20 protein-coding genes are annotated in these 20,233 nt (G+C 60.2%); 7 read left to right on the forward strand and 13 right to left on the reverse strand.

Annotated elements, in window-relative coordinates; genetic code table 11:
* The 3 genes from AC0Z4S_RS21060 to AC0Z4S_RS21070 all read left to right on the forward strand — a co-directional run bounded on the left by AC0Z4S_RS21060 (window position 1) and on the right by AC0Z4S_RS21070 (window position 1,230).
* A complete protein-coding gene (locus AC0Z4S_RS21060) occupies window positions 1–405 on the forward strand; it encodes a hypothetical protein (protein WP_485624449.1) in 405 nt (134 codons plus the stop codon).
* Window positions 406–613: 208 nt separating this feature from the next.
* On the forward strand, window positions 614–826 hold the full coding sequence (locus AC0Z4S_RS21065) for a type II toxin-antitoxin system HicA family toxin (protein ID WP_471879959.1): 213 nt from the start codon (window positions 614–616) through the stop codon (window positions 824–826).
* On the forward strand, window positions 826–1,230 hold the full coding sequence (locus tag AC0Z4S_RS21070) for a type II toxin-antitoxin system HicB family antitoxin (RefSeq protein WP_471879960.1): 405 nt from the start codon (window positions 826–828) through the stop codon (window positions 1,228–1,230). The genes AC0Z4S_RS21065 and AC0Z4S_RS21070 overlap by 1 nt, the downstream gene beginning before the upstream one ends.
* 69 nt (window positions 1,231–1,299) lie before the next feature.
* Here AC0Z4S_RS21070 and AC0Z4S_RS21075 read toward each other — a convergent pair whose 3' ends face one another.
* From AC0Z4S_RS21075 to gcl, 9 genes are all read right to left on the reverse strand, one after another.
* Complete coding sequence (locus AC0Z4S_RS21075; protein WP_485624450.1) at window positions 1,300–2,487, reverse strand: MFS transporter; 1,188 nt, start codon at window positions 2,485–2,487, stop codon at window positions 1,300–1,302.
* Between the two features lie 427 nt (window positions 2,488–2,914).
* Window positions 2,915–3,913: a sulfate ABC transporter substrate-binding protein gene (locus AC0Z4S_RS21080; RefSeq protein ID WP_485624451.1), complete on the reverse strand. Its 999-nt coding sequence runs from the start codon at window positions 3,911–3,913 to the stop codon at window positions 2,915–2,917.
* 174 nt (window positions 3,914–4,087) lie between these two features.
* Window positions 4,088–4,912, reverse strand: a complete 825-nt coding sequence (locus AC0Z4S_RS21085) for an ion transporter (RefSeq protein WP_485624452.1) — start codon at window positions 4,910–4,912, stop codon at window positions 4,088–4,090.
* A 21-nt stretch (window positions 4,913–4,933) separates the two neighbouring features.
* Window positions 4,934–5,848, reverse strand: a complete 915-nt coding sequence (locus AC0Z4S_RS21090; protein WP_485624453.1) for an urea transporter — start codon at window positions 5,846–5,848, stop codon at window positions 4,934–4,936.
* Window positions 5,849–5,976: 128 nt separating this feature from the next.
* A complete protein-coding gene (gene pyk, locus AC0Z4S_RS21095) occupies window positions 5,977–7,392 on the reverse strand; it encodes a pyruvate kinase (RefSeq protein WP_485624454.1) in 1,416 nt (471 codons plus the stop codon).
* On the reverse strand, window positions 7,389–8,663 hold the full coding sequence (locus tag AC0Z4S_RS21100; RefSeq protein WP_056783868.1) for a glycerate kinase type-2 family protein: 1,275 nt from the start codon (window positions 8,661–8,663) through the stop codon (window positions 7,389–7,391). The genes pyk and AC0Z4S_RS21100 overlap by 4 nt, the downstream gene beginning before the upstream one ends.
* Before the next feature lie 160 nt (window positions 8,664–8,823).
* Window positions 8,824–9,717, reverse strand: coding sequence for a 2-hydroxy-3-oxopropionate reductase (locus AC0Z4S_RS21105; protein WP_485624455.1), 894 nt, complete (start codon window positions 9,715–9,717; stop codon window positions 8,824–8,826).
* A gap of 135 nt (window positions 9,718–9,852) precedes the next feature.
* The gene (gene hyi / locus AC0Z4S_RS21110; RefSeq protein WP_485624456.1) at window positions 9,853–10,635 is read right to left on the reverse strand and encodes a hydroxypyruvate isomerase; all 783 of its coding nucleotides are present in this window, start codon (window positions 10,633–10,635) and stop codon (window positions 9,853–9,855) included.
* Window positions 10,636–10,813: 178 nt separating this feature from the next.
* Window positions 10,814–12,589 carry a glyoxylate carboligase gene (gene gcl, locus AC0Z4S_RS21115; protein WP_041479607.1) on the reverse strand — a complete coding sequence of 592 codons (1,776 nt, stop codon included), beginning with the start codon at window positions 12,587–12,589 and terminating at the stop codon, window positions 10,814–10,816.
* A 268-nt stretch (window positions 12,590–12,857) separates the two neighbouring features.
* Here gcl and AC0Z4S_RS21120 point away from each other — a divergent pair, with 268 nt between their 5' ends.
* Together AC0Z4S_RS21120 and AC0Z4S_RS21125 are read left to right on the forward strand one after the other, a co-directional pair.
* Complete coding sequence (locus tag AC0Z4S_RS21120; protein ID WP_485624457.1) at window positions 12,858–13,298, forward strand: GlcG/HbpS family heme-binding protein; 441 nt, start codon at window positions 12,858–12,860, stop codon at window positions 13,296–13,298.
* Window positions 13,299–13,513: 215 nt separating this feature from the next.
* The gene (locus AC0Z4S_RS21125; RefSeq protein ID WP_485624458.1) at window positions 13,514–14,026 is read left to right on the forward strand and encodes an REP-associated tyrosine transposase; all 513 of its coding nucleotides are present in this window, start codon (window positions 13,514–13,516) and stop codon (window positions 14,024–14,026) included.
* A gap of 58 nt (window positions 14,027–14,084) precedes the next feature.
* On the opposite strand, the gene AC0Z4S_RS21130 is transcribed toward AC0Z4S_RS21125, so the two are convergent.
* Window positions 14,085–14,690 carry a TetR/AcrR family transcriptional regulator gene (locus AC0Z4S_RS21130; protein WP_042607576.1) on the reverse strand — a complete coding sequence of 202 codons (606 nt, stop codon included), beginning with the start codon at window positions 14,688–14,690 and terminating at the stop codon, window positions 14,085–14,087.
* A 135-nt stretch (window positions 14,691–14,825) separates the two neighbouring features.
* On the opposite strand from AC0Z4S_RS21130, the gene AC0Z4S_RS21135 reads away from it, so the two are divergent.
* The gene (locus AC0Z4S_RS21135) at window positions 14,826–15,740 is read left to right on the forward strand and encodes a DUF808 domain-containing protein (RefSeq protein WP_485624459.1); all 915 of its coding nucleotides are present in this window, start codon (window positions 14,826–14,828) and stop codon (window positions 15,738–15,740) included.
* 127 nt (window positions 15,741–15,867) lie between these two features.
* Here the strand turns inward: AC0Z4S_RS21135 and AC0Z4S_RS21140 are convergent, their stop codons facing one another.
* Together AC0Z4S_RS21140 and AC0Z4S_RS21145 are read right to left on the reverse strand one after the other, a co-directional pair.
* The gene (locus tag AC0Z4S_RS21140) at window positions 15,868–16,656 is read right to left on the reverse strand and encodes an MlaA family lipoprotein (RefSeq protein WP_024012144.1); all 789 of its coding nucleotides are present in this window, start codon (window positions 16,654–16,656) and stop codon (window positions 15,868–15,870) included.
* Window positions 16,649–17,947, reverse strand: a complete 1,299-nt coding sequence (locus AC0Z4S_RS21145) for a serine/threonine protein kinase (RefSeq protein ID WP_253500468.1) — start codon at window positions 17,945–17,947, stop codon at window positions 16,649–16,651. The genes AC0Z4S_RS21140 and AC0Z4S_RS21145 overlap by 8 nt, the downstream gene beginning before the upstream one ends.
* A 224-nt stretch (window positions 17,948–18,171) precedes the next feature.
* On the opposite strand from AC0Z4S_RS21145, the gene AC0Z4S_RS21150 reads away from it, so the two are divergent.
* Window positions 18,172–18,540 carry a hypothetical protein gene (locus AC0Z4S_RS21150; protein ID WP_485624460.1) on the forward strand — a complete coding sequence of 123 codons (369 nt, stop codon included), beginning with the start codon at window positions 18,172–18,174 and terminating at the stop codon, window positions 18,538–18,540.
* A gap of 94 nt (window positions 18,541–18,634) precedes the next feature.
* Here the strand turns inward: AC0Z4S_RS21150 and AC0Z4S_RS21155 are convergent, their stop codons facing one another.
* Window positions 18,635–20,230 carry a glycoside hydrolase family 17 protein gene (locus AC0Z4S_RS21155; protein ID WP_485624461.1) on the reverse strand — a complete coding sequence of 532 codons (1,596 nt, stop codon included), beginning with the start codon at window positions 20,228–20,230 and terminating at the stop codon, window positions 18,635–18,637.
* Between the last annotated feature and the right edge of the window lie 3 nt (window positions 20,231–20,233).

Below are 20,233 nucleotides of genomic sequence, written 5' to 3' on the forward strand. Positions count from 1 at the left end.
ATGCACACCATCGCCCGTATCACAGTCCTCACACTGGCCCTGGGCTTGAGTGCATGTGCGGTACAACGCCCGGAACCGACCACCAGCCTGCCGCCGATTCCGCCGTCGCAACCGAGCCCGACCCCGTCGACCTCGCCGACCCCGGGCAAAACCATTCCGGCAAAACCGTCGAAACCGGTGCCACGCACGTCGGCCAGCTTCGCCCCACCACCGGGCGGCAACAGCCACTGGGACCAGAAACTCGGCGTCTACGTCCTCGACGACCAGACCAACACCTTCTACCGCCAGCGCACCTACTACCGTTGGAACAACGGCTGGAGCCGCTCGGTCAGCCCCAACGGCCCGTGGGAAGACACCAACATCCACGGCGTACCGCCGGGGTTGGGCAAGCAGTTCGGGCAGTGAATGCAAACGGCGATCTTCGGATCGCCGTTTTGCTGTGTGCCTGTTGGGTTCTCACAGAAATTGCTCATGGAAGCGCTGCACAGCGCTCAGGGTTTAGCGGTTTCAATCACACCCTGTAAAACAACCAGACGTCGTTCTGCCAATTTCCCTGCTTGAGTAAATATAACTCTAGAGTTATTTTTGTGAGACCAAGGCAAGGAGGCGGTTGGTGCAGAGCAGGCTATTGATCAAGGAGTTGGAGGAGGCAGGCTGGACGCTGGATCGGGTCACCGGCAGTCATCACATCTTCAAGCACCGATACAACCCGTACACGATTCCCGTCCCACATCCGAAAAAGGATTTGCCGTTGGGGACGGTCAAGAGCATCAGGCGGCGTGCCGGGTTGTACAACCCGCGAGCCAGTTACGAAGGAGATCCGTAATGCAATATCCAATCTGTATCGAGTGGGGAGACGAGAACACAGCCATCGGTATTCAGATCCCCGATATTCCCGGCGCCGTTACAGCAGGGGATAGCTTTGAAGATGCCTACAAGGCGGCGGTTGAAGTCGCCCACATCATGCTGCAGGAGATTGCGGCGGACGGGGAGTCGATTCCTATGCCGACTTCGGCATCCGCTCATCGCAATAATCCGGACTTTGCCGACATGGGATGGGGCATGCTCGAGCTGGACATTTCGCCCTATCTCGGCAAGACCGAGAAGGTCAACGTAACGCTGCCCGGTTATGTGATTCAGCGCATCGATCGTTATGTGCGCGAACACAACGTCAAAAGCCGCTCCTCCTTTCTGGCGGATGCGGCGATGGAGAAACTGGTTCGTTATTAAGCTTCATCGCTCCCCCAGGCTCAATGAATAACCTGTGGGAGCGAGCCTGCTCGCGAAGCTTTTGAAGCCTTACGCCGCTGCCAATGAACCACGCTGCGTAACACTCAAAAACCGTAGCAACGCCAACAACGGAAACACACTCCCCACAATCACGATCCACAGCCAGCCGCCATGCTCGTACACCGCGCTGGCCACCGACGAGCCGAAGGCGCCGCCGATGAAGATGCTGGTCATGTACAGCGCGTTCAAACGGCCGCGACTTTTCGCGTCCAGCGAGTACACCGCGCGTTGGCCGAGGACCATGTTCATCTGCACGCAGAAGTCGAGTACCACGCCGGTCACGGCCAGGCCAATGACGCTGTAGGCCGGGTGAATGAAGGCGGGCAGGAAGCTCAGGCTGGCGAATAGCATGGCCAGCAGCGAGGCGATGCGTGTGTGACCGGCATCGGCGAGGCGACCGCTGATTGGCGCGGCGATGGCACCGATGGCGCCGACCAGGGCGAAAATCGCGATTTCGCTTTGCGACAGGCCATGGTTGCGCGCCAGTTCCAGCGGCACGGCGGTCCAGAACAGGCTGAACGTGGCAAACATGCAGCCCTGATAAAACGCCCGCTGACGCAGCACCGGTTGCTGGCGCAGCAGCGTCCACAGCGAGCCGATCAACTGGCCATAGGTGGCGCTGTGATCGGGCTGGCGCTTGGGCACGGTCAGTGCGAGCACCACGCTGATTGCCGCCATCAACGCTGCGGCGATCATGAACATGGCACGCCAGCCGAGGTGGTCGGCGACCACGCTCGACACCGGTCGCGCCAGCAGAATACCCAGCAGCAGACCGCCCATGATTCCGCCGACCACGCGGCCACGGGATTCTTCCGGCGCCAGATGCGCAGCCAGCGGAATCAGGATCTGCACCGACACCGAGCTGAAGCCGACCAGCAGCGAGATCAGCAGAAACACGTTGGGCTGCTCGGTAAACGCCGCGCCGAGCAGACTGGCGATCGCCACCAGCGTAGTGATGATCATCAGCCGCCGGTTTTCCAGAAGATCCCCCAGCGGCACCAGAAAGAACAGGCCCAACGCGTAACCGATCTGGGTCAGCGAGACGATGAAACTGGCCATGGTGTCGGACAGGCCGATGTCCGGCGCAATCAGGCCGATGATCGGTTGTGCATAGTAAATGTTGGCAACGATGGCGCCGCAGCAGAACGCGAACAGCAAGACCATGCCTCGGGTCATTGCGTGAGGTGTGGTGGTCATAGAGGATCTCGGGTCGGGCACAGGAAAGCGGAGAGGCTAATGGACAACGGGGACGGGCAGAAGACGTTTTCGGATGATAACTGTTATTACGTTGTGTAATGAATTCTGGATGGTTACGGGGGAAGGCTGGATGTGTTTGTTCATTCAACAAAAGCCCCTCACCCTAGCCCTCTCCCGGGGGGAGAGGGGACTGATTGGGGGATGCTTGGGAGGTACGCCGACCTGATGGTTATTCGCTGAATCCGCAACGGTCGAATCCAAAAATTATCTTCTCGATCCATATTCCACTCGGTCCTTCAGGTCGATGTCTGACGTAAGTCACCTCGGTCGGCCCCCTCTCCCTCTGGGAGAGGGCTGGGGTGAGGGGCTTCTGGCTCAACAAAAAGGCGACCTTGGTGGGTCGCCTTTTGATTTTTCAGATCAAGCCTTACTGCCCGCTATAAATCTGATCAAACACCCCACCATCATTGAAGTGAGTCTTCTGCACGGTGCGCCAGTCACCAAAAGTCTTCTCCACCGAAAGGAAATCGACTTTCGGGAAACGGTCGGTGTACTTCGCCAGCACCGCCGGGTCACGCGGGCGCAGGTAGTTGGCCGCAGCAATTTCCTGACCTTGCGGCGACCACAAGTACTTCAGATACTCATCCGCCGCAGCGCGCGAGCCTTTCTTGTCGACGACTTTGTCGACCACGGACACCGGTGGCTCGGCTTCGGCGGAGACGCTTGGGTAGATCACTTCGAACTGATCGCGACCGAACTCGCGGGCGATCATTTCCGCTTCGTTTTCGAAGGTCACCAGTACGTCGCCGATCTGGTTGGTCATGAACGTGGTGGTGGCGGCGCGGCCACCGGTATCCAGTACTGGTGCCTGCTTGAACAGCTTGCCGACGAAATCCTTGGCCTTGTTCTCGTCACCACCGTTTTTCAGCACATAACCCCAGGCCGAGAGGTAGGTGTAGCGGCCATTACCCGAGGTTTTCGGATTGGGCACGATCACCTGTACGCCGTCCTTGAGCAGGTCCGGCCAGTCTTTCAGCGCTTTCGGGTTGCCCTTGCGAACAATGAACACCGTGGCCGAGGTGAACGGCGCGCTGTTGTTCGGCAGGCGCGTGACCCAATTGTCCGGCACCAGTTTGCCGTTGTCGGCGAGGGCGTTGATGTCGGTGGCCATGTTCATGGTGATGACGTCAGCCGGCAGGCCATCGATCACCGAGCGCGCCTGCTTGCTCGAGCCGCCGAAGGACATCTGTACGGTGATGTTTTCCTTGTGCTCGGCTTGCCAGTGTTTCTGGAACGCAGTGTTGTAGTCCTTGTAGAAATCGCGCATCACGTCGTAGGAAACGTTAAGCAGCGTCGGTGCTGCCTGGGCGATGTTGGCCAAGGTCAGGCCGGCGGCGAAAAGTGAGGCGCCAAAGAGTTTTTTCACTGCGCATTCCTTGTTGATTGTCGATGTAGGAGCTGCCGAAGGCTGCGAGCTTTTGATCTTGAAAACAAAGTCAAAAGCTCGCAGCCTTCGGCAGCTCCTACCGGGGGTGATGTTTAATTGCCAGCGACTATAACGGGCCACGCATAAGCGTTTAAAGATTAAAAAGCTCTGTGCTTATTCCACTTTCTTGAACAGCTGACTGCCGCATCGCGAACAGAACGCTGCGCTCTGCTCGTGGGTCTTTTTCTGACAGCCCGGGCAGTCATGTTGCAGCTGCTCGCCGCGCATGGCATTGGCCAGCTCAGCGGTGAAAATACCCGTGGGTACGGCGATGATCGAGTAACCGGTGATCATCACCAGCGAGGAGATCACTTGGCCCAGCGGCGTCTTCGGCACGATGTCGCCGAAACCGACGGTGGTCAAGGTGACGATCGCCCAATAGATGCCTTTGGGAATGCTGGTGAAGCCATGCTCCGGGCCTTCAATCACATACATCAGCGTGCCGAACACCGTCACCAGCGTGCACACGCTGACCAGAAACACGACGATTTTCTGCTTGCTGCCGCGCAGCGCCGACATCAGATAGTTGGCTTGCTTGAGGTATGGGCTGAGCTTGAGCACGCGGAAAATTCGCAGCATCCGGATAATCCGAATGATCAGCAGATACTGCGCATCGCTGTAATACAGCGCGAGAATGCCGGGCACGATCGCCAGCAGGTCGACCAATCCATAAAAACTGAAGGCATAGCGCAGCGGCTTCGGCGAGCAGTACAGACGCAGGATGTACTCGCCGAGGAAGATCGCCGTGAAACCCCACTCTATATAGGCCAGAACGTCGGCATAATTGCGGTGGACGCTGTCGATACTGTCGAGCATCACGATCACCAGGCTGGCGAGGATGATCAACAGCAGGATGCCGTCGAAGCGACGCCCGGCCGGGGTGTCGCTCTGGAAAATCATGACGAAAAGCCGTTCGCGCCAATTGTTGCTGCTGTCCATGGATAACGCCTGAATCGAAGATCAGCGCAGCCTAGGGTGATTCTCCTCGTGAGCGCAAGACTCATGCGCAAGCGCTGCCTTGCCGAGCATTTGAATGCCGGCACGAATCAGCCAGCAGGCGAGGATGAACGGCGCGGTCAGCGTCGCCTGTCCCGCAGCAGCAAACAGCGGCGTCACCAGCAGCGCCAGGACAATCCCGAGCAGCGGCAGCCACGGATGTTGCCGTTGCGCGCTGAAGGCGAGGGCGGCGAGCACGGCGTTGTAGCCGCCGAGCCCGAGCAGTGCGGCGGACGTGTCGTGGTGCAGCAGACTGGAGCCGAGGCCGATCACCGAAGCCAGCAGCGCCCAGCAGAACGCCCGGCGATCGGCGAGCAGCAAACCGCTGGCGATCAACGCCCCGGCCAAAGGATGGTCGAGGAACATCACCTGGCCAAAGCCGCGCAGTTCAGCGGCCAGCACATTCATCGTGTTCAGGTTGATCGACGCCGCCGGGGCAGACGGTTCGGCGAATATCAGCAGCACCCAACTGATCGCTACGAACGGCGAGGTATAGGCGGGTATGGAACGGCTGCGGTACACATGCTTGAGCCATTGCTGAGTGAGCATCGCGCTCAAACCGCCAGCCGCGAGAATCAGCGGCGGCAGTAGCGGCGACCAGGGGAAATACAGGCTGAGCAGCAGACCGAGCAAAACGCCGTTGTAGCTGAACAGCCCGGCCTGGCGATCGGCCTTGGCGTAGTTGCGCCGTTGCGCAGTGAGCAGACCGGCAACGCCACCGAGCAGCGCCCCGGCAAACAGCACCGGCGCCGTCAGCAGAATTGCCAACAGACACAGCAGGCCGCACAGCGGATGGCGCTGGAAGAAAATCTGACTGAAACCGTTGAGCAAAGCCTCGGCCCAGTCGGGGCAGTGGGTGTTGAAGTGATTGGCAGGCATGGCAGTTCTGAAAGTCAGGGAAAACCGAGGCGCCTGCTTCGCGAGCAAGCTCGCTCCCACACTGGATCTGTGATCGACACAAAACCAGTGTGGGAGCGAGCTTGCTCGCGAAGAGGCCGGTACAGGTGTTAGATCAAGGTTTCGATGCGCAGCGAATTGGTCGACCCAGGCTGCCCAAACGGCACGCCGGCGGTGATCAGCAGCGTGTCGCCACGCTCGGCCATGCCTTGCGCCTGAGCGATTTCCAGCGCGGTCGAGCAGACTTCGTCGACCTGACGCAGGCGATCATTGACCACCGAATGAATGCCCCAGGCCACGCTCAAGCGCCGCGCCGTCTGCAGATTTGGCGTCAGGTTGAGGATCGGTGCTTTCGGCCGCTCCCGCGATGCACGCAGCGTCGAAGCGCCCGACTCGCTGTAATTGACCAGCACCGCCACCGGCAGCACGTTGCTGATCCGGCGGATCGCGCAGCTGATCGCATCGGAAACGGTCGCCTCGGCTTTCGGTCGGCTGACGTCGAGCTGGGTCTGATAATCCGGGCCGTTCTCAACCTGACGGATGATCTTGCTCATCATCTGCACGGCTTCCAGCGGATATTCGCCGGATGCAGTTTCCGCCGAGAGCATCACCGCATCGGCGCCTTCGGCCACGGCGTTAGCGACATCCGTCACCTCGGCCCGAGTCGGCGCCGGTGAGAAGCGCATCGACTCAAGCATCTGCGTCGCCACCACCACCGGTTTGCCCAGCGCGCGGCAGGTGGTGATGATGTTTTTCTGAATCTGCGGCACGCTTTCCGCCGGCACTTCCACGCCAAGATCCCCGCGCGCGACCATGATCGCGTCGCTCAGCTCAGCGATTTCACGCAATTGCTCGACCGCCGAAGGCTTCTCGATTTTTGCCATCAGAAACGCCTTGTCGCCGATCAATGCACGGGCCTCGATGATGTCCTGCGGACGCTGGACGAACGACAGCGCAACCCAGTCCACGCCCAGTTCCAGACCGAAGCTCAGGTCGCGGCGATCCTTGGCGGTCAGCGGGCTGAGGTCGAGCACCGCTTGCGGCACGTTCACACCTTTGCGGTCAGACAATTCGCCACCGTTGAGCACCGTGGTGTCGATTGCATCGGCGTACTTGGTGACCACGCGCAGGCGCAGTTTGCCGTCGTCGAGCAGCAGATCCATGCCGGCTTCCAGCGCGGCAATGATCTCCGGATGCGGCAGATTCACCCGGCGTTCATCGCCCGGTGTCGCATCGAGATCGAGACGGAACGCCTGACCGCGATGCAACTGCACCTTGCCGTCGGCGAACTTGCCGACGCGCAGTTTCGGCCCCTGCAGATCCATGAGAATGCCCAGCGGATAATTGAGCTGGCGCTCGACTTCGCGGATCCACTGATAACGCTTGGCGTGGTCGGCGTGATCGCCGTGGCTGAAGTTCAGGCGGAAGATGTTGACCCCGGCCTCGACCAGCTCGCGGATGTCGTCGATACCATCGACCGCGGGGCCGAGGGTGGCGAGGATTTTGACCTTTTTATCAGGCGTCATGATTTGCAGTTCTCAAGGATCAGAATGGCGCGGAAGTCGTTGACGTTAGTGCGAGTCGGCTCGGTGACGATCAGCGCATCGAGCGCCTGGAAGTAGCCGTAGCCGTTGTTGTTATCCAGCTCGTCGCTGGCGCTCAGACCGAGGGCGGCTGCGCGGGCGTAGCTGTCCGGGGTCATGATCGCGCCGGCGTTGTCTTCCGAGCCGTCGATGCCATCGGTGTCGCCGGCCAACGCATAGACGCCGGGCTGGCCCTTGAGGCTGTCGGTCAGGCTGAGGAGGAATTCGGCGTTACGCCCGCCACGGCCATTGCCGCGCACGGTCACCGTGGTTTCGCCGCCGGAAAGGATCACGCACGGCGCCGCCAGTGGCTGGCCGTGGTGGATGATCTGCCGGGCGATGCCAGCGTGGACTTTCGCCACTTCGCGGGACTCGCCTTCGAGGTCGCCAAGGATCAGCGTGCTGAAACCGGCCTGACGGCACTTCACCGCCGCCGCATCCAATGATTGCTGCGGCCGGGCAATCAATTGGAAATGGCTGCGCGCCAGACTCGGGTCGCCAGGTTTGACCGTTTCCGATTCCGGGCTCTGCAGCCAAGTGCGCACAGAGGCGGGGATGTCGATGCCGTAGCGCTTGATGATCGCCAATGCTTCGGCGGAGGTGCTTGGGTCGGCCACGGTCGGGCCGGAGGCGATAACGGTGGCGAGGTCGCCCGGTACATCGGAAATCGCATAGGTATAAACCGTCGCCGGCCAACAGGCCTTGCCGAGACGGCCGCCCTTGATCGCCGAGAGGTGCTTGCGCACGCAGTTCATCTCGCCGATGGTCGCACCGGATTTCAGCAGGGCTTTGTTGATCGACTGCTTGTCAGCGAGGGTAATGCCTTCGGCCGGCAAGGCAAGCAGGGCAGAGCCACCGCCGGAGAGCAGGAAAATCACGCGGTCGTCTTCAGTCAGGTTGCTGACCAGTTCCAGCACGCGTTTGGCCACGGCCAGACCGGCGGCGTCCGGCACCGGATGCGCGGCTTCGACCACTTCGATTTTTTCGCACGGGGCGCCGTGACCGTAGCGGGTCACCACCAGGCCGGTGACTTCACCCTCCCAGCAACGCTCGACCACTTGCGCCATGGCGGCAGCGGCTTTGCCGGCACCGATGACAATAACCCGACCCGTGCGATCGGCAGGCAAATGGGCTTCGAGGACTTGGTTCGGATGCGCCGCGTCGATGGCTGTGGCAAACAGCTCGCGCAGCAGTTGTTGCGGATCGACCGACATGGCGGGCTCCCGGAATTCTTGTTATTCGAAAGGGCAGTACAGCCCCCTGTGGGAGCGAGCTTGCTCGCGAAAGCGGTGGATCAGTCAATATCTATGTCGACTGCTACTCCCTCTTCGCGAGCAAGCTCGCTCCCACAGGTTTTAAGCGGTGGTTCTGGGCTTATTTTTTGTCGCGAATCGAGAAATTGGCCATGTGTTCCAGGCCCTTGATCAGCGCCGAGTGGTCCCAGTTGCTGCCTCCGATGGCCGCGCAGGTGCTGAACACTTGCTGGGCGTTGGCGGTGTTCGGCAGGTTGATGTTCAGCTCCTTGGCGCCTTGCAGGGCCAGGTTCAGATCCTTCTGGTGCAGGCTGATGCGGAAGCCTGGATCGAAGGTGCCCTTGATCATGCGCTCGCCGTGCACTTCGAGAATCTTCGAGGAAGCGAAACCACCCATCAGGGCTTCACGTACCTTGGCCGGATCGGCACCGTTCTTCGAGGCGAACAGCAGGGCTTCGGCAACGGCCTGGATGTTCAGCGCGACGATGATCTGGTTCGCCACTTTGGCGGTCTGGCCATCGCCATTGCCGCCGACCAGAGTGATGTTCTTGCCCATGGCCTGGAACAGCGGCAGGGCGCGTTCGAAGGCATCGGCGTCGCCACCGACCATGATGCTCAGGGTCGCGGCTTTGGCGCCGACTTCGCCACCGGACACCGGGGCGTCGAGGTACTGCGCGCCTTTTTCGTTGATCTTGGTGGCGAAGGCTTTGGTGGCGGTCGGCGAGATCGAGCTCATGTCGATGACCACTTTGCCCTTGCCGATGCCAGCCGCAACGCCGTCGGCGCGGAACAGCACGTCATCGACCTGCGGGGTATCCGGAACCATGACGATGATGAATTCGGCTTCCTGCGCCACTTCGCGCGGGTCGGCCAGAGCAACGGCGCCAGCGGCGACCAGATCAGCCGGGGCCGCGTCGTGGTGTTGCGACAGGAACAGGCTGTGACCGGCTTTCTGCAGGTTCGCCGCCATTGGGTGGCCCATGATGCCGGTGCCGATGAATCCGATTTTAGCCATGAGAAAATCCTCTTGTTTTTATAAACAGCCGTAGGAGCTGCCGCAGGCTGCGATCTTTTGATTTTGCTTTTGCTTTTGAAGGTCAAGATCAAAAGATCGCAGCCTTTGGCAACTCCTACAGGGGTCACGTGTTGGTCAGATTGCGTTGTGCGACTTCAGCCAGCCCAGGCCCGCTTCGGTGGTGGTCAACGGCTTGTATTCGCAGCCGACCCAACCCTGATAACCGATGCGGTCGAGGTGTTCGAACAGGAAGCGGTAGTTGATCTCGCCCGTGCCCGGCTCGTTGCGCCCGGGGTTGTCCGCGAGCTGCACATGGTTGATCTCGTTCAGGTGCGATTGCAGGGTGCGGGCCAGATCGCCTTCCATGATTTGCATGTGATAGATGTCGTATTGCAGGAACAGATTGGCGCTGCCGACCTGCTGGCGAATCGACAAGGCTTGCGCCGTGTTGTTCAGGTAGAAACCGGGAATGTCGCGGGTGTTGATCGCTTCCATCACCAGTTTGATGCCCGCCGCTTGCAGTTTGTCGGCGGCGTATTTGAGGTTGGCGACGAAGGTCTTTTCCACCGTGGCATCGTCAACGCCTTGCGGGCGGATACCGGCGAGGCAGTTGACCTGGGTGTTGCCCAGCACTTGCGCGTAGGCGATGGCCAGATCGACGCCAGCGCGGAATTCTTCGACCCGATCCGGCAGGCAGGCGATACCGCGCTCGCCCTTGGCCCAGTCACCGGCCGGCAGGTTGAACAGCACTTGGGTCAGACCGTTGGCCTCGAGTTTTGCCTTGATTTCGGCGGAGCTGAAGTCGTACGGAAACAGGTATTCCACGCCACTGAAACCGGCCTTGGCGGCGGCGTCGAAACGGGCAAGGAAATCCTGTTCGGTGAACAGCATGGACAGGTTGGCTGCGAAACGCGGCATGGTGGTCTCCTAAAAACTGATGAGGCACGGTAGATCAGACTGAACGCGATCAGTCCCCTCTCCTTGGGGAGAGGGCTAGGGTGAGGGGAGATCCTGAATCTGATCCCGATTGTGCGAGCACCGCAAAACCTTTCCCTCACCCCAGCCCTCTCCCAGAGGGAGAGGGGGCTAAAAGCAATCAATCGAGCAACGAAATCGCCGTCGGCGCATCGTTGCCGACCAGTGCCAGGTCTTCGAACTCGTTGACCGCGTTGATCTCGGTACCCATGGAGATGTTGGTCACACGCTCCAGAATGATCTCTACGATCACCGGCACCTTGAACTCTTCGATCATCTGTTCGGCCTTGCGCAGGGCAGGGGCGATTTCCGACGGTTCGAACACACGCAGCGCCTTGCAGCCGAGGCCCTCGGCGACTGCGATGTGGTCAACCCCGTAACCGTTGAGTTCCGGCGCATTCAGGTTATCGAAGGACAACTGCACGCAGTAGTCCATTTCGAACCCGCGCTGGGCCTGACGGATCAGGCCCAGATACGAGTTGTTGACCACGACGTGGATGTACGGCAGTTTGAACTGAGCGCCGACCGCCAGTTCTTCGATCATGAACTGGAAATCATAGTCCCCCGACAGGGCCACGACTTTCCGGCTCGGATCGGCCTTGACCACGCCCAGCGCTGCCGGAATGGTCCAGCCCAACGGGCCGGCCTGGCCACAGTTGATCCAGTGACGCGGCTTGTAGACGTGCAGGAACTGCGCGCCGGCAATCTGCGACAGACCAATGGTGCTGACGTAGCAGGTGTCCTTGCCGAACACCTGGTTCATTTCCTCGTAAACGCGCTGCGGTTTGACCGGCACGTTGTCGAAGTGGGTCTTGCGGTGCAGGCTGGCCTTGCGCTGCTGGCAATCCTGCAGCCAGGCACTGCGGTTTTTCAGTTTGCCGGCGGCTTGCCATTCACGCGCCACTTCGATGAACACGGTCAGCGCGGCGGCGGCGTCGGAAACGATGCCCAGGTCCGGCGTGAACACACGACCGATCTGCGTGCCTTCGATGTCGACGTGAATGAACTTGCGGCCTTCGGTGTAAACGTCAACCGACCCGGTGTGGCGGTTGGCCCAACGGTTGCCGATGCCCAGCACCACGTCGGATTTCAGCATCGTTGCGTTGCCGTAACGGTGCGACGTCTGCAGACCGACCATGCCGACCATCAGCGGGTGATCGTCAGGGATGGTGCCCCAGCCCATCAGGGTCGGGATGACCGGAATGCCGGTCAGCTCGGCGAACTCGACCAGCAGATCGCTGGCGTCGGCGTTGATGATGCCGCCGCCGGCAACCAACAGTGGACGCTCGGCCTGATCCAGCAATGCCAAAGCCTTCTCGACCTGCACGCGGGTTGCGGTCGGTTTGGCCAGTGGCAGCGGCTGGTAGGCGTCGATGTCGAATTCGATTTCGGCCATCTGCACGTCGAACGGCAGGTCGATCAGCACCGGGCCGGGACGGCCGGAGCGCATTTCATAGAAAGCTTTCTGGAACGCGTAAGGCACCTGGCCCGGTTCGAGCACCGTGGTCGCCCACTTGGTGACTGGTTTGACGATGCTGGTGATGTCGACAGCCTGGAAGTCTTCCTTGTGCATCCGCGCGCGGGGTGCTTGCCCGGTGATGCAGAGGATTGGAATCGAGTCGGCCGAAGCGCTGTAGAGCCCGGTGACCATGTCGGTACCGGCAGGGCCGGAAGTACCGATGCACACGCCGATGTTGCCTGCCTTGGTGCGGGTGTAGCCCTCGGCCATGTGCGAGGCGCCTTCAACGTGGCGAGCAAGGACGTGATCGATGCCACCGACCTTTTGCAAGGCGGAGTACAGCGGGTTGATCGCTGCGCCCGGGATGCCAAAAGCGGTATCAACCCCTTCACGGCGCATCACCAGAACGGCGGCTTCGATTGCTCTCATTTTGCTCATGGTTTTGTGCCTCTTTACGTTTTGTAATTGTATACAAGTGGCTTTGCGCAGAGTGTATTCACGGCGGACGGCGCAGGTCAATCCATTTTCTCAAGCGCCTGTTTCATTCGTCGGAAGCCCTTCTTACTGTGGCTTTTCGTCGCATGTGGCGCTTTTCGATAATTATTGTATACAAAAAAATAACTCATTGTGTTCTATTTGTGCCATCGGACTGCGGCACAAACGTGCAGTCCCCCGACTTTCCCTATAACAAAATGAGGACGGCACCATGAGCGCTTTAACCTTGAAAGTCGCAGTCAACCTGGTCAGCGAAGCCATCAGTGCAGGGCGCGGCATCAACGCCGCGCCGCTGACCATCGCGGTGCTCGACACCGGCGGCCACCTGATCGCCCTGCAACGCGAAGACGGCGCCAGCCTGCTGCGCCCCGACATCGCCATCGGCAAAGCCTGGGGCGCCATCGCTCTGGGCAAAGGCTCACGCCTGCTCGCCCAGGACGCCCAACAACGCCCGGCCTTTTTTTCTTCGTTGAACAGCATGGTGCAGGGCAGCGTCGTGCCGGCACCGGGTGGGGTGTTGATTCGAAATCAGGCGGGGGTTGTGTTGGGGGCTATCGGGATTAGTGGGGATTTGTCAGATGTCGATGAGCAGGTGGCGATCAGAGCGGTAGAGGCGCTGGATTTGAGGGCGGATGGCGGGGTGGTTGCTTGAATTTGCGTTGCTAGAGCTATCGCCATCGCGAGCAGGCTCACTCCTACAGTGAACTTGGGTTAGACATACAAAATGTTCGAGTGTCCGAAAGCCCCTGTGGGAGCGAGCTTGCTCGCGAAGGCGATTTAATAGACACATTTAGCCAACAGTCTGTCCGCTTCCTGTCTGCGCTTCGGATCTAATCTTTCAAGTCTTCTCATGAAAGGGGCAAAGGAATGCCAAAACTATCAGCCTCGCATCGCCTGCGCATTGGCCGTTACGATGAAACTAACCGCTTATATTTACTGACCGCCAACACACTTCATCGCGAACCTGTTTTCCGCGATTTTGCATTAGGTAGGTTAGTCGGTGACCAATTTCGAAACGCCGAGGAGCTGGGGTTTGCCGACTCGTTGGCATGGGTGGTTATGCCCGACCACTTTCACTGGTTGATCGATTTGAAGCAGGGTTCCTTGAGTGAACTGATGCAAAGGACAAAGTCCTTAAGCGCGCGTGCTGTGAACATGGCTGCGGGTAGAAAAGGTCCCCTGTGGCAGCAGGGGTTTCACGATCGCGCACTGCGGCGGGAAGATGATTTGGTAAAAATGGCTCGATACGTTGTGGCTAACCCGTTGCGGGCAGGTTTAGTGCAAAGGATTAGCGACTATCCGCTGTGGCATGCGATCTGGGCTGATAGGCAGACCGAGTCGCTCCATTCGCGAGCAAGCTCGCTCCCACAGGTGATTTGAGAGCACCAAATATCCACTATAGGAGTGAGCCTTCTCGCGATTGTGTCGCAGTAGTTTTTCAGTCCGGCTCACACCCCTTCAAAACCAACCGGATAATCGTCTGCGCCGCCGCTTCATAATCGGCTTCGTCGAGCTTGTCCTTCCCGGTCACCGCAGAAATCTGCCAGTCGAAGTCGGCGTAGGTCTGGGTGGCGGCCCAGATGCTGAACATCAGGTGGTTGGGGTCGATCGGGGCGATCTGGCCGCGGTCGATCCAGCTCTGGATGCAGGCGATGTTGTGCTTGGCCTGGGCGTTGAGCTGCTCGACCAGGTCGGCGCTCAGGTGCGGGGCGCCGTGCATGATTTCGCTGGCGAACACTTTGGAGGCGTAGGGCAGGTCGCGGGAGATGCGGATTTTCGAGCGGATGTAGCCGCTCAGCACTTCGCTCGGCACGCCGTCCGGGTTGAACGGGGTCGACGCCTGCAGAATCGGCTCGATGATGCTTTCCAGCACCTCGCGGTAGAGGTTTTCCTTGGATTTGAAGTAGTAGTAGACGTTGGGCTTGGGCAATCCCGCCTTGGCGGCGATGTCGCTGGTTTTGGTCGCCGCAAAGCCCTTGTCGGCAAACTCTTCGCTGGCGGCGCGCAGGATCAGTTCTTTGTTACGCTCGCGGATTGTGCTCATAAACCCGGTGGTTCCTTGCCTGTTCTGGCGGTGGCGCATGGTAGCACCGGCCTTGAGCGGCGCTCAACAATGCAGCCTGTGGCCGGCGGTCGCGTTATGCTTGGCAACATTCATACACAGAAGGAAACAGGATTCATGGCAGGAAGCAGTTTGCTGGTGCTGATCGATGACATCGCCACCGTTCTGGATGACGTTGCATTGATGACGAAAATGGCCGCCAAGAAGACTGCCGGCGTGCTCGGTGACGACTTGGCACTCAACGCCCAGCAGGTTTCGGGTGTGCGCGCCGAGCGGGAAATTCCCGTGGTCTGGGCGGTGGCCAAGGGCTCGTTCGTCAATAAACTGATTTTGGTGCCGTCGGCGCTGGCGATCAGCGCCTTCGTGCCCTGGATGGTGACGCCGCTGTTGATGGTCGGCGGTGCGTACCTGTGCTTCGAGGGTTTCGAGAAGCTCGCGCACAAGTTTCTGCACAGCAAAGAGGAAGACGAAGCCGGCCATGCACAGCTGACCGAGGCTGTCGCCGACCCGGCTACCGATCTGGTGGCGTACGAGAAGGACAAGATCAAAGGCGCGATCCGCACTGACTTCATTCTCTCGGCAGAAATCATCGCCATCACCCTTGGCACCGTGGCGGATGCCTCGCTGACTCAGCAAGTGGTCGTCATGTCCGGCATCGCCATTGTCATGACCGTCGGCGTTTACGGTTTGGTGGCGGGCATTGTCAAACTCGACGACCTGGGGCTGTGGCTGACGCAGAAACCCGGGCAGATGGCGAAAAAGATCGGCGGCGGCATTCTCAGTGCCGCGCCGTACATGATGAAAACCCTGTCGGTGGTCGGCACGGCGGCGATGTTCCTGGTCGGCGGCGGCATCCTCACCCATGGCGTGCCGGTGCTGCATCACTGGATCGAAGGCGTTGGCGCAGCGGCGGGCAGCGCCGGGTTCGCCGTGCCAATGCTGCTCAATGGTGTTGCGGGGATTATTGCCGGCGCGGTGGTGTTGGCAGTGGTTTCGGTCGTCGGCAAGATCTGGAAAGCGCTGAAGGGTTAATCAGCAACACATAACAAATGTGGGAGCGAGCCTGCTCGCGAATGCGGTAGTTCAGTCAATATTGATGTTGACTGAAACTCCGCGTTCGCGAGCAGGCTCGCTCCCACAGTGTTTTGCGGCAGCCGATTTACTCGGCGATCTGCAACTTGCGCGCTTCGGTGTAGACGTAACGCACTTTCTCGTACTCGAACGGCGAGTTCATCTGACCGTAGCGGAAGCTGGTCTGGTAGCGCTTGTCGATCGCACGCAGTGCCCAGACTTCCGGATGGTTGGAGCTGACTTCCGCGACATTGAGGAAGTTGATCGCGGTGTCGGCGGTGTAATCCACGGCAAGACCTGCCGTGTCGCGTATGTTCGACGGGCCGAAGATCGGCAGTACGAAGTACGCGCCGCCCGGCACGCCATAGAACCCCAGGGTCTGCCCGAAGTCTTCGTTCTGGCGCGGCAGGCCCATGGCGGTCGCCGGGTCCCACAGGCCGGCGATGCCGATCGTGGTGTTGAGCAGCAGCCGCGCGGTGGTTTCCATCGAGCGCTGGCCCTTGAACTGCAACAGGCTGTTGACCAGATTCGGCACGTCACCAATGTTGTTGAAGAAGTTGCTCACCCCGGTACGCACAAAGCTTGGCGTGATGTAGCGATAGCCATCGACCACCGGCAGGAACACCCACTGATCGAAACGGTAGTTGAAGTGGTAGACCCGGCGGTTCCACGATTCCAACGGGTCGTAGACGTTCAGCGCATTGAGCGTCGAGCGCTCGAACTCGCGCTGGTCCAAGCCCGGGTTGAACTTGAGTTTGGTCAGCGGCTCCTTGAAGCCGTCACTGTCGACCACCACCGGTGCATCGGCTTTACTGTTGTCGGCCTGGGCCACGCCTGCACAGAGGAACGCTGCAATCAGCAGGAGATATTTAGCCACGGAAGAACTCCAGCATGGCGTCGCTGTTGACGCGGTAGTTAAGGTTGCCGCAGTGGCCGCCCAGTGGATAAACGGTCAGGCGATCACCGAAGGTTTTCCGCAGGAAGCCCAGGTCGCCAGGGCCGAGGATCACGTCATCGGCGTTGTGCATGACGGCGATTTTCGGGCTGTCGTGCAGGTAATCCTTGAGCGCATACAGGCTGACCTGATCGATCAGTTGCAGCAGGCTGCCGCCGTCGGTGCGCGCGCGCCACATCGGAATAACCTGTTCGGTGATATAGCAGTCGAAGTCGCATTGCAGCGCACGCTTGAGGAACGGCGTGAGGCTGGTGCCTTCGGTGATCGGGAATTTCGGCGGGGTGATCAGGCCGCGACGGTTGACCAGGTCCGAGGTGTAGGCAATGTCGGCCGCCGAGAAGCGGAACGAAGTACCGATCAGCATGGCCATCTGTTCGTTGGTCAGGTGCTGCTTGGATTGCTGGAAGTCATACAGCAGCGCATCGTTGAGGTCGATGTAGCCTTTCTGCTGGAAGTAGCGGGTCAGCTTGGTCAGTACCAGTTCATAGAACGTGGTGCTGTTGTTGATGCCCTTGACCTCGGTCTGTACCAGTTTGTCGAGGTTGGTCACCGAGGTGTACAGGTTGACCGGCGGGTTGAGCAACAGGACTTTCTTGAAGTTGAAGCTGCGGCGGGTCTCGTCCAGATGCGCGACGAACGCGGCATCGAGGGCGCCAAGGCTGTAACCGGTCAGGTAATACTCGGTGACCGGCAGCTTCGGATTCTGTGCCCGCACTGCCTGCATCACGCGATACATGTCTTCGGCGTCTTCCTTGGTCACGCCCGGGGTGGCGAAACGCGAAGCGGCGCTGATGAAGTCGAAGCTGGTTGGCGAGGACAACTGCACGACGTGATAGCCGGCTTTGTAATACAACTTCTTCAGGTATTCGTTGAGCGTGCTGTCAAAGCGCGCGCCAGTGCCGGCGATCAGGAAGATCAGCGGCGCCGGTTTGTCCTGAGTGGCGATGCGATAAGTGAGCTTCTTCACCGCCCAGAAATTGTCCGGCAGTTCGAATTCACGCTCCGGGCGCAGGGTGAGGCTGCGGTCCGTTTGATTGATGTCGTCGTCCAGCGGCAACTCCGGACGCAGGTCCGGTGGTGTCGTGGCGATCGTCGCCTCGAACGGGTTGGTCAGCGGGTAGCCATAGCTGGCGGCGTCGATATCCACCGCCAGTGCGGACGCACTCAAGATAAGGCCGCTGAACAGCGCGGCGAAGCGCAAGGAACGGAGCATGACTAGATCCCTTAGAGGAAGGTGTCGATTGAAGTTCGCAGGCTATGACCACCGGCCACGCGCCAAAGTGCCATGCTGCGGCACCAAACAGGCGGAATTCGGGGTAATAGTAGCTGGACGATACACGTTGCAAGGGCTCGCTGAACAGTTAACAGTTGTTAGTGCTTGCGAATGCCGGTCGGCAGATTAAGCTGGCCGCCGATTTCCGCAGATTGGAGTGCTCCATGTCCCACCGCTTGCCCGTGATTGTGCTGCTCGTTTTGTTGCCGCTGTGGCTCGCCGCCAGTTATGCCGCGCGTTATGGTTTTATGGAAGACGGACAGTGGGTCGGCATCTGCGTAGACGAAGCCAGCCGCTGGGAGTGCGTGGTGCGTTCCAACCTCGGGCTGCTGATTCATTTCAAGGTGCTGGGCTGGGCGGCGCTGGGCGTTGCGCTGTTGGCTTTCGTGGTGCCGGGACGGGCAGGGTGGTGGCTGGCGGTGCTGGCGCTGGTATTCGGGTTGCCGGCGCTGGCGTTGTACAACACCACATTGGCAGTGTTTGCCGTGGTGATTGCCGGGTTGCGTCTGGTCAGATCTTCACGCAGCGCGTGACAGAACAGATCGCAGCCTTCGGCAGCTCCTACAGTGGCATGTCGTACACCTGTAGGAGCTGCCGAAGGCTGCGATCTTTTGATCTTGCTCTTGCTCAGCCGTTGCGAACCCGCAGGCAACGCCACAACGCCACCACCATCAAGCCACTGACCAGCGCCCACCCCCACGCCTGCTGATTCTGCAATCCTTCCTGATACAACTGCGGCACGATCCCCGCGCCGACGATAATTGTCAGCAACGCGATTTCCCGACGCGGCACGCTCACCGGGCGGCACAGGTACACCAGCGCTGGCAGCACGAATGCCATGCTGGCAAAGCTGCGATAACGCGGATCGAAGACCATCTCCAGCATCATCACCGCAGCGGCAAAACCGGCCGCTGCGACCAGCCAGCCGGCGCGACGCTCAAGGAAATCGAATGCGCCTGACCGCCAACCGCTGCGTGCGCTCAACGTCAGCGCGGCATGCGCGAGCACCAGCAGATTCAACCCGGTCAGCAAACCGACCCACAGCCATTCACCGGCAAAGCGCGTGGTCAACCGCGCCAGATCGCCCCAGGCGCCAATCGAGCAAGCAGCGACGGCGCCGAGCAGCGGCAGCAGCAGCGCCGAACGTGTGCTGCGAACGCGACCGCCAAGGATCAGCGTGCCGAAGAAGATCAACGCACCGACTGCCAGCCATTCTTTCCAGTACGGCACATTGCTCACCGGCCCGGCGAGCACGCCCTTGTCCTGGCGATCGGCATCGAACAGTCCCCAATAGCCGCCGACCGCGCCTTCGCTGCCACGTTTCCATGGCTGATCGAAGGCTTCGATCAGGTTGTAGCGCCAGCCTTCCTGCTCGGCCATCGCCACGAATCCACGAATGAATTTCGCCTCGTTGACCCGGCTCGGCACGGCGGTTTCGCGCTGACGGCCTTCGCTGGGCCAACCGGTTTCGCCAATCATCACGTCTTTCGGCGCGAACTTGTTGCCGAACACCTGACGCACATCCGCGACATGCCGCAGCGCCACGTCGATGTTCGACGGATCGTCTTCCCAGTACGGCAGCAAGTGGATGGTCAGGAAGTCCACGGCCGGGGCGATTTCCGGGTGCTTGAGCCAGAATTCCCAGACGTCGGCATAAGTCACCGGTTGCTTGACCTGGCTTTTGACCTTGTTGATCAGCCGCGCCAGTTGCGCTCCGGTGACCTCTTTGCGCAGCAGCGCCTCGTTACCGACGATCACCGCCGTCACCACATCGGCATTGGCATTGGCCGATTTGATCAGCAGCTCGACTTCCTGCTCGGTATCCACCGGATTGCTGTTGACCCAGGCGCCGATCATCAGCTTCAGGCCATGTTTGCGCGCCAGATCGGGCAGAGCGTCGAGGCCGGTCATCGAATAAGTGCGGATACATTCAAAGCGCGTCGCCAGCAGCGCAAGGTCGGCGTCCATGCGCTCCGGGCGCAACTTGAACGGCACGTCGAACGGCGACTGGTCCTTGTCGAACGGCGTGTACGAGGCGCATTGCAGCTTGTGCGTCGGCGTTGCAGCGTCCGGCAGGATCACCGGTTGGCCGACGCCATACCAGAAACCGCCAAGGGCCAGCAGCCCGAGCAGGCAGGCGAACAGATAGGGCAGAAAAGGAAATCGGGACGTCGCGGACATGGTCAGGCCGAGTGGCTGCAAAGCGACGCATGTTACCTGCATTTA

Source organism: Pseudomonas sp. 1L-B-1-E-C1 (genome assembly GCF_057291835.1).

What these genes read in the sequence shown, in the direction of transcription:
- AC0Z4S_RS21060 (WP_485624449.1), top strand. Translation starts at nt 1, where the DNA reads ATGCACACCATCGCCCGTATCACAGTCCTCACACTGGCCCTGGGCTTG.
- AC0Z4S_RS21105 (WP_485624455.1), bottom strand. Translation starts at nt 9,717, where the DNA reads ATGGCTAAAATCGGATTCATCGGCACCGGCATCATGGGCCACCCAATG.
- pyk (WP_485624454.1), bottom strand. Translation starts at nt 7,392, where the DNA reads ATGACGCCTGATAAAAAGGTCAAAATCCTCGCCACCCTCGGCCCCGCG.
- AC0Z4S_RS21100 (WP_056783868.1), bottom strand. Translation starts at nt 8,663, where the DNA reads ATGTCGGTCGATCCGCAACAACTGCTGCGCGAGCTGTTTGCCACAGCC.
- AC0Z4S_RS21075 (WP_485624450.1), bottom strand. Translation starts at nt 2,487, where the DNA reads ATGACCACCACACCTCACGCAATGACCCGAGGCATGGTCTTGCTGTTC.
- AC0Z4S_RS21120 (WP_485624457.1), top strand. Translation starts at nt 12,858, where the DNA reads ATGAGCGCTTTAACCTTGAAAGTCGCAGTCAACCTGGTCAGCGAAGCC.
- AC0Z4S_RS21155 (WP_485624461.1), bottom strand. Translation starts at nt 20,230, where the DNA reads ATGCAGGTAACATGCGTCGCTTTGCAGCCACTCGGCCTGACCATGTCC.
- AC0Z4S_RS21135 (WP_485624459.1), top strand. Translation starts at nt 14,826, where the DNA reads ATGGCAGGAAGCAGTTTGCTGGTGCTGATCGATGACATCGCCACCGTT.
- AC0Z4S_RS21070 (WP_471879960.1), top strand. Translation starts at nt 826, where the DNA reads ATGCAATATCCAATCTGTATCGAGTGGGGAGACGAGAACACAGCCATC.
- AC0Z4S_RS21130 (WP_042607576.1), bottom strand. Translation starts at nt 14,690, where the DNA reads ATGAGCACAATCCGCGAGCGTAACAAAGAACTGATCCTGCGCGCCGCC.
- AC0Z4S_RS21090 (WP_485624453.1), bottom strand. Translation starts at nt 5,848, where the DNA reads ATGCCTGCCAATCACTTCAACACCCACTGCCCCGACTGGGCCGAGGCT.
- hyi (WP_485624456.1), bottom strand. Translation starts at nt 10,635, where the DNA reads ATGCCGCGTTTCGCAGCCAACCTGTCCATGCTGTTCACCGAACAGGAT.
- gcl (WP_041479607.1), bottom strand. Translation starts at nt 12,589, where the DNA reads ATGAGCAAAATGAGAGCAATCGAAGCCGCCGTTCTGGTGATGCGCCGT.
- AC0Z4S_RS21145 (WP_253500468.1), bottom strand. Translation starts at nt 17,947, where the DNA reads ATGCTCCGTTCCTTGCGCTTCGCCGCGCTGTTCAGCGGCCTTATCTTG.
- AC0Z4S_RS21150 (WP_485624460.1), top strand. Translation starts at nt 18,172, where the DNA reads ATGTCCCACCGCTTGCCCGTGATTGTGCTGCTCGTTTTGTTGCCGCTG.
- AC0Z4S_RS21085 (WP_485624452.1), bottom strand. Translation starts at nt 4,912, where the DNA reads ATGGACAGCAGCAACAATTGGCGCGAACGGCTTTTCGTCATGATTTTC.
- AC0Z4S_RS21125 (WP_485624458.1), top strand. Translation starts at nt 13,514, where the DNA reads ATGCCAAAACTATCAGCCTCGCATCGCCTGCGCATTGGCCGTTACGAT.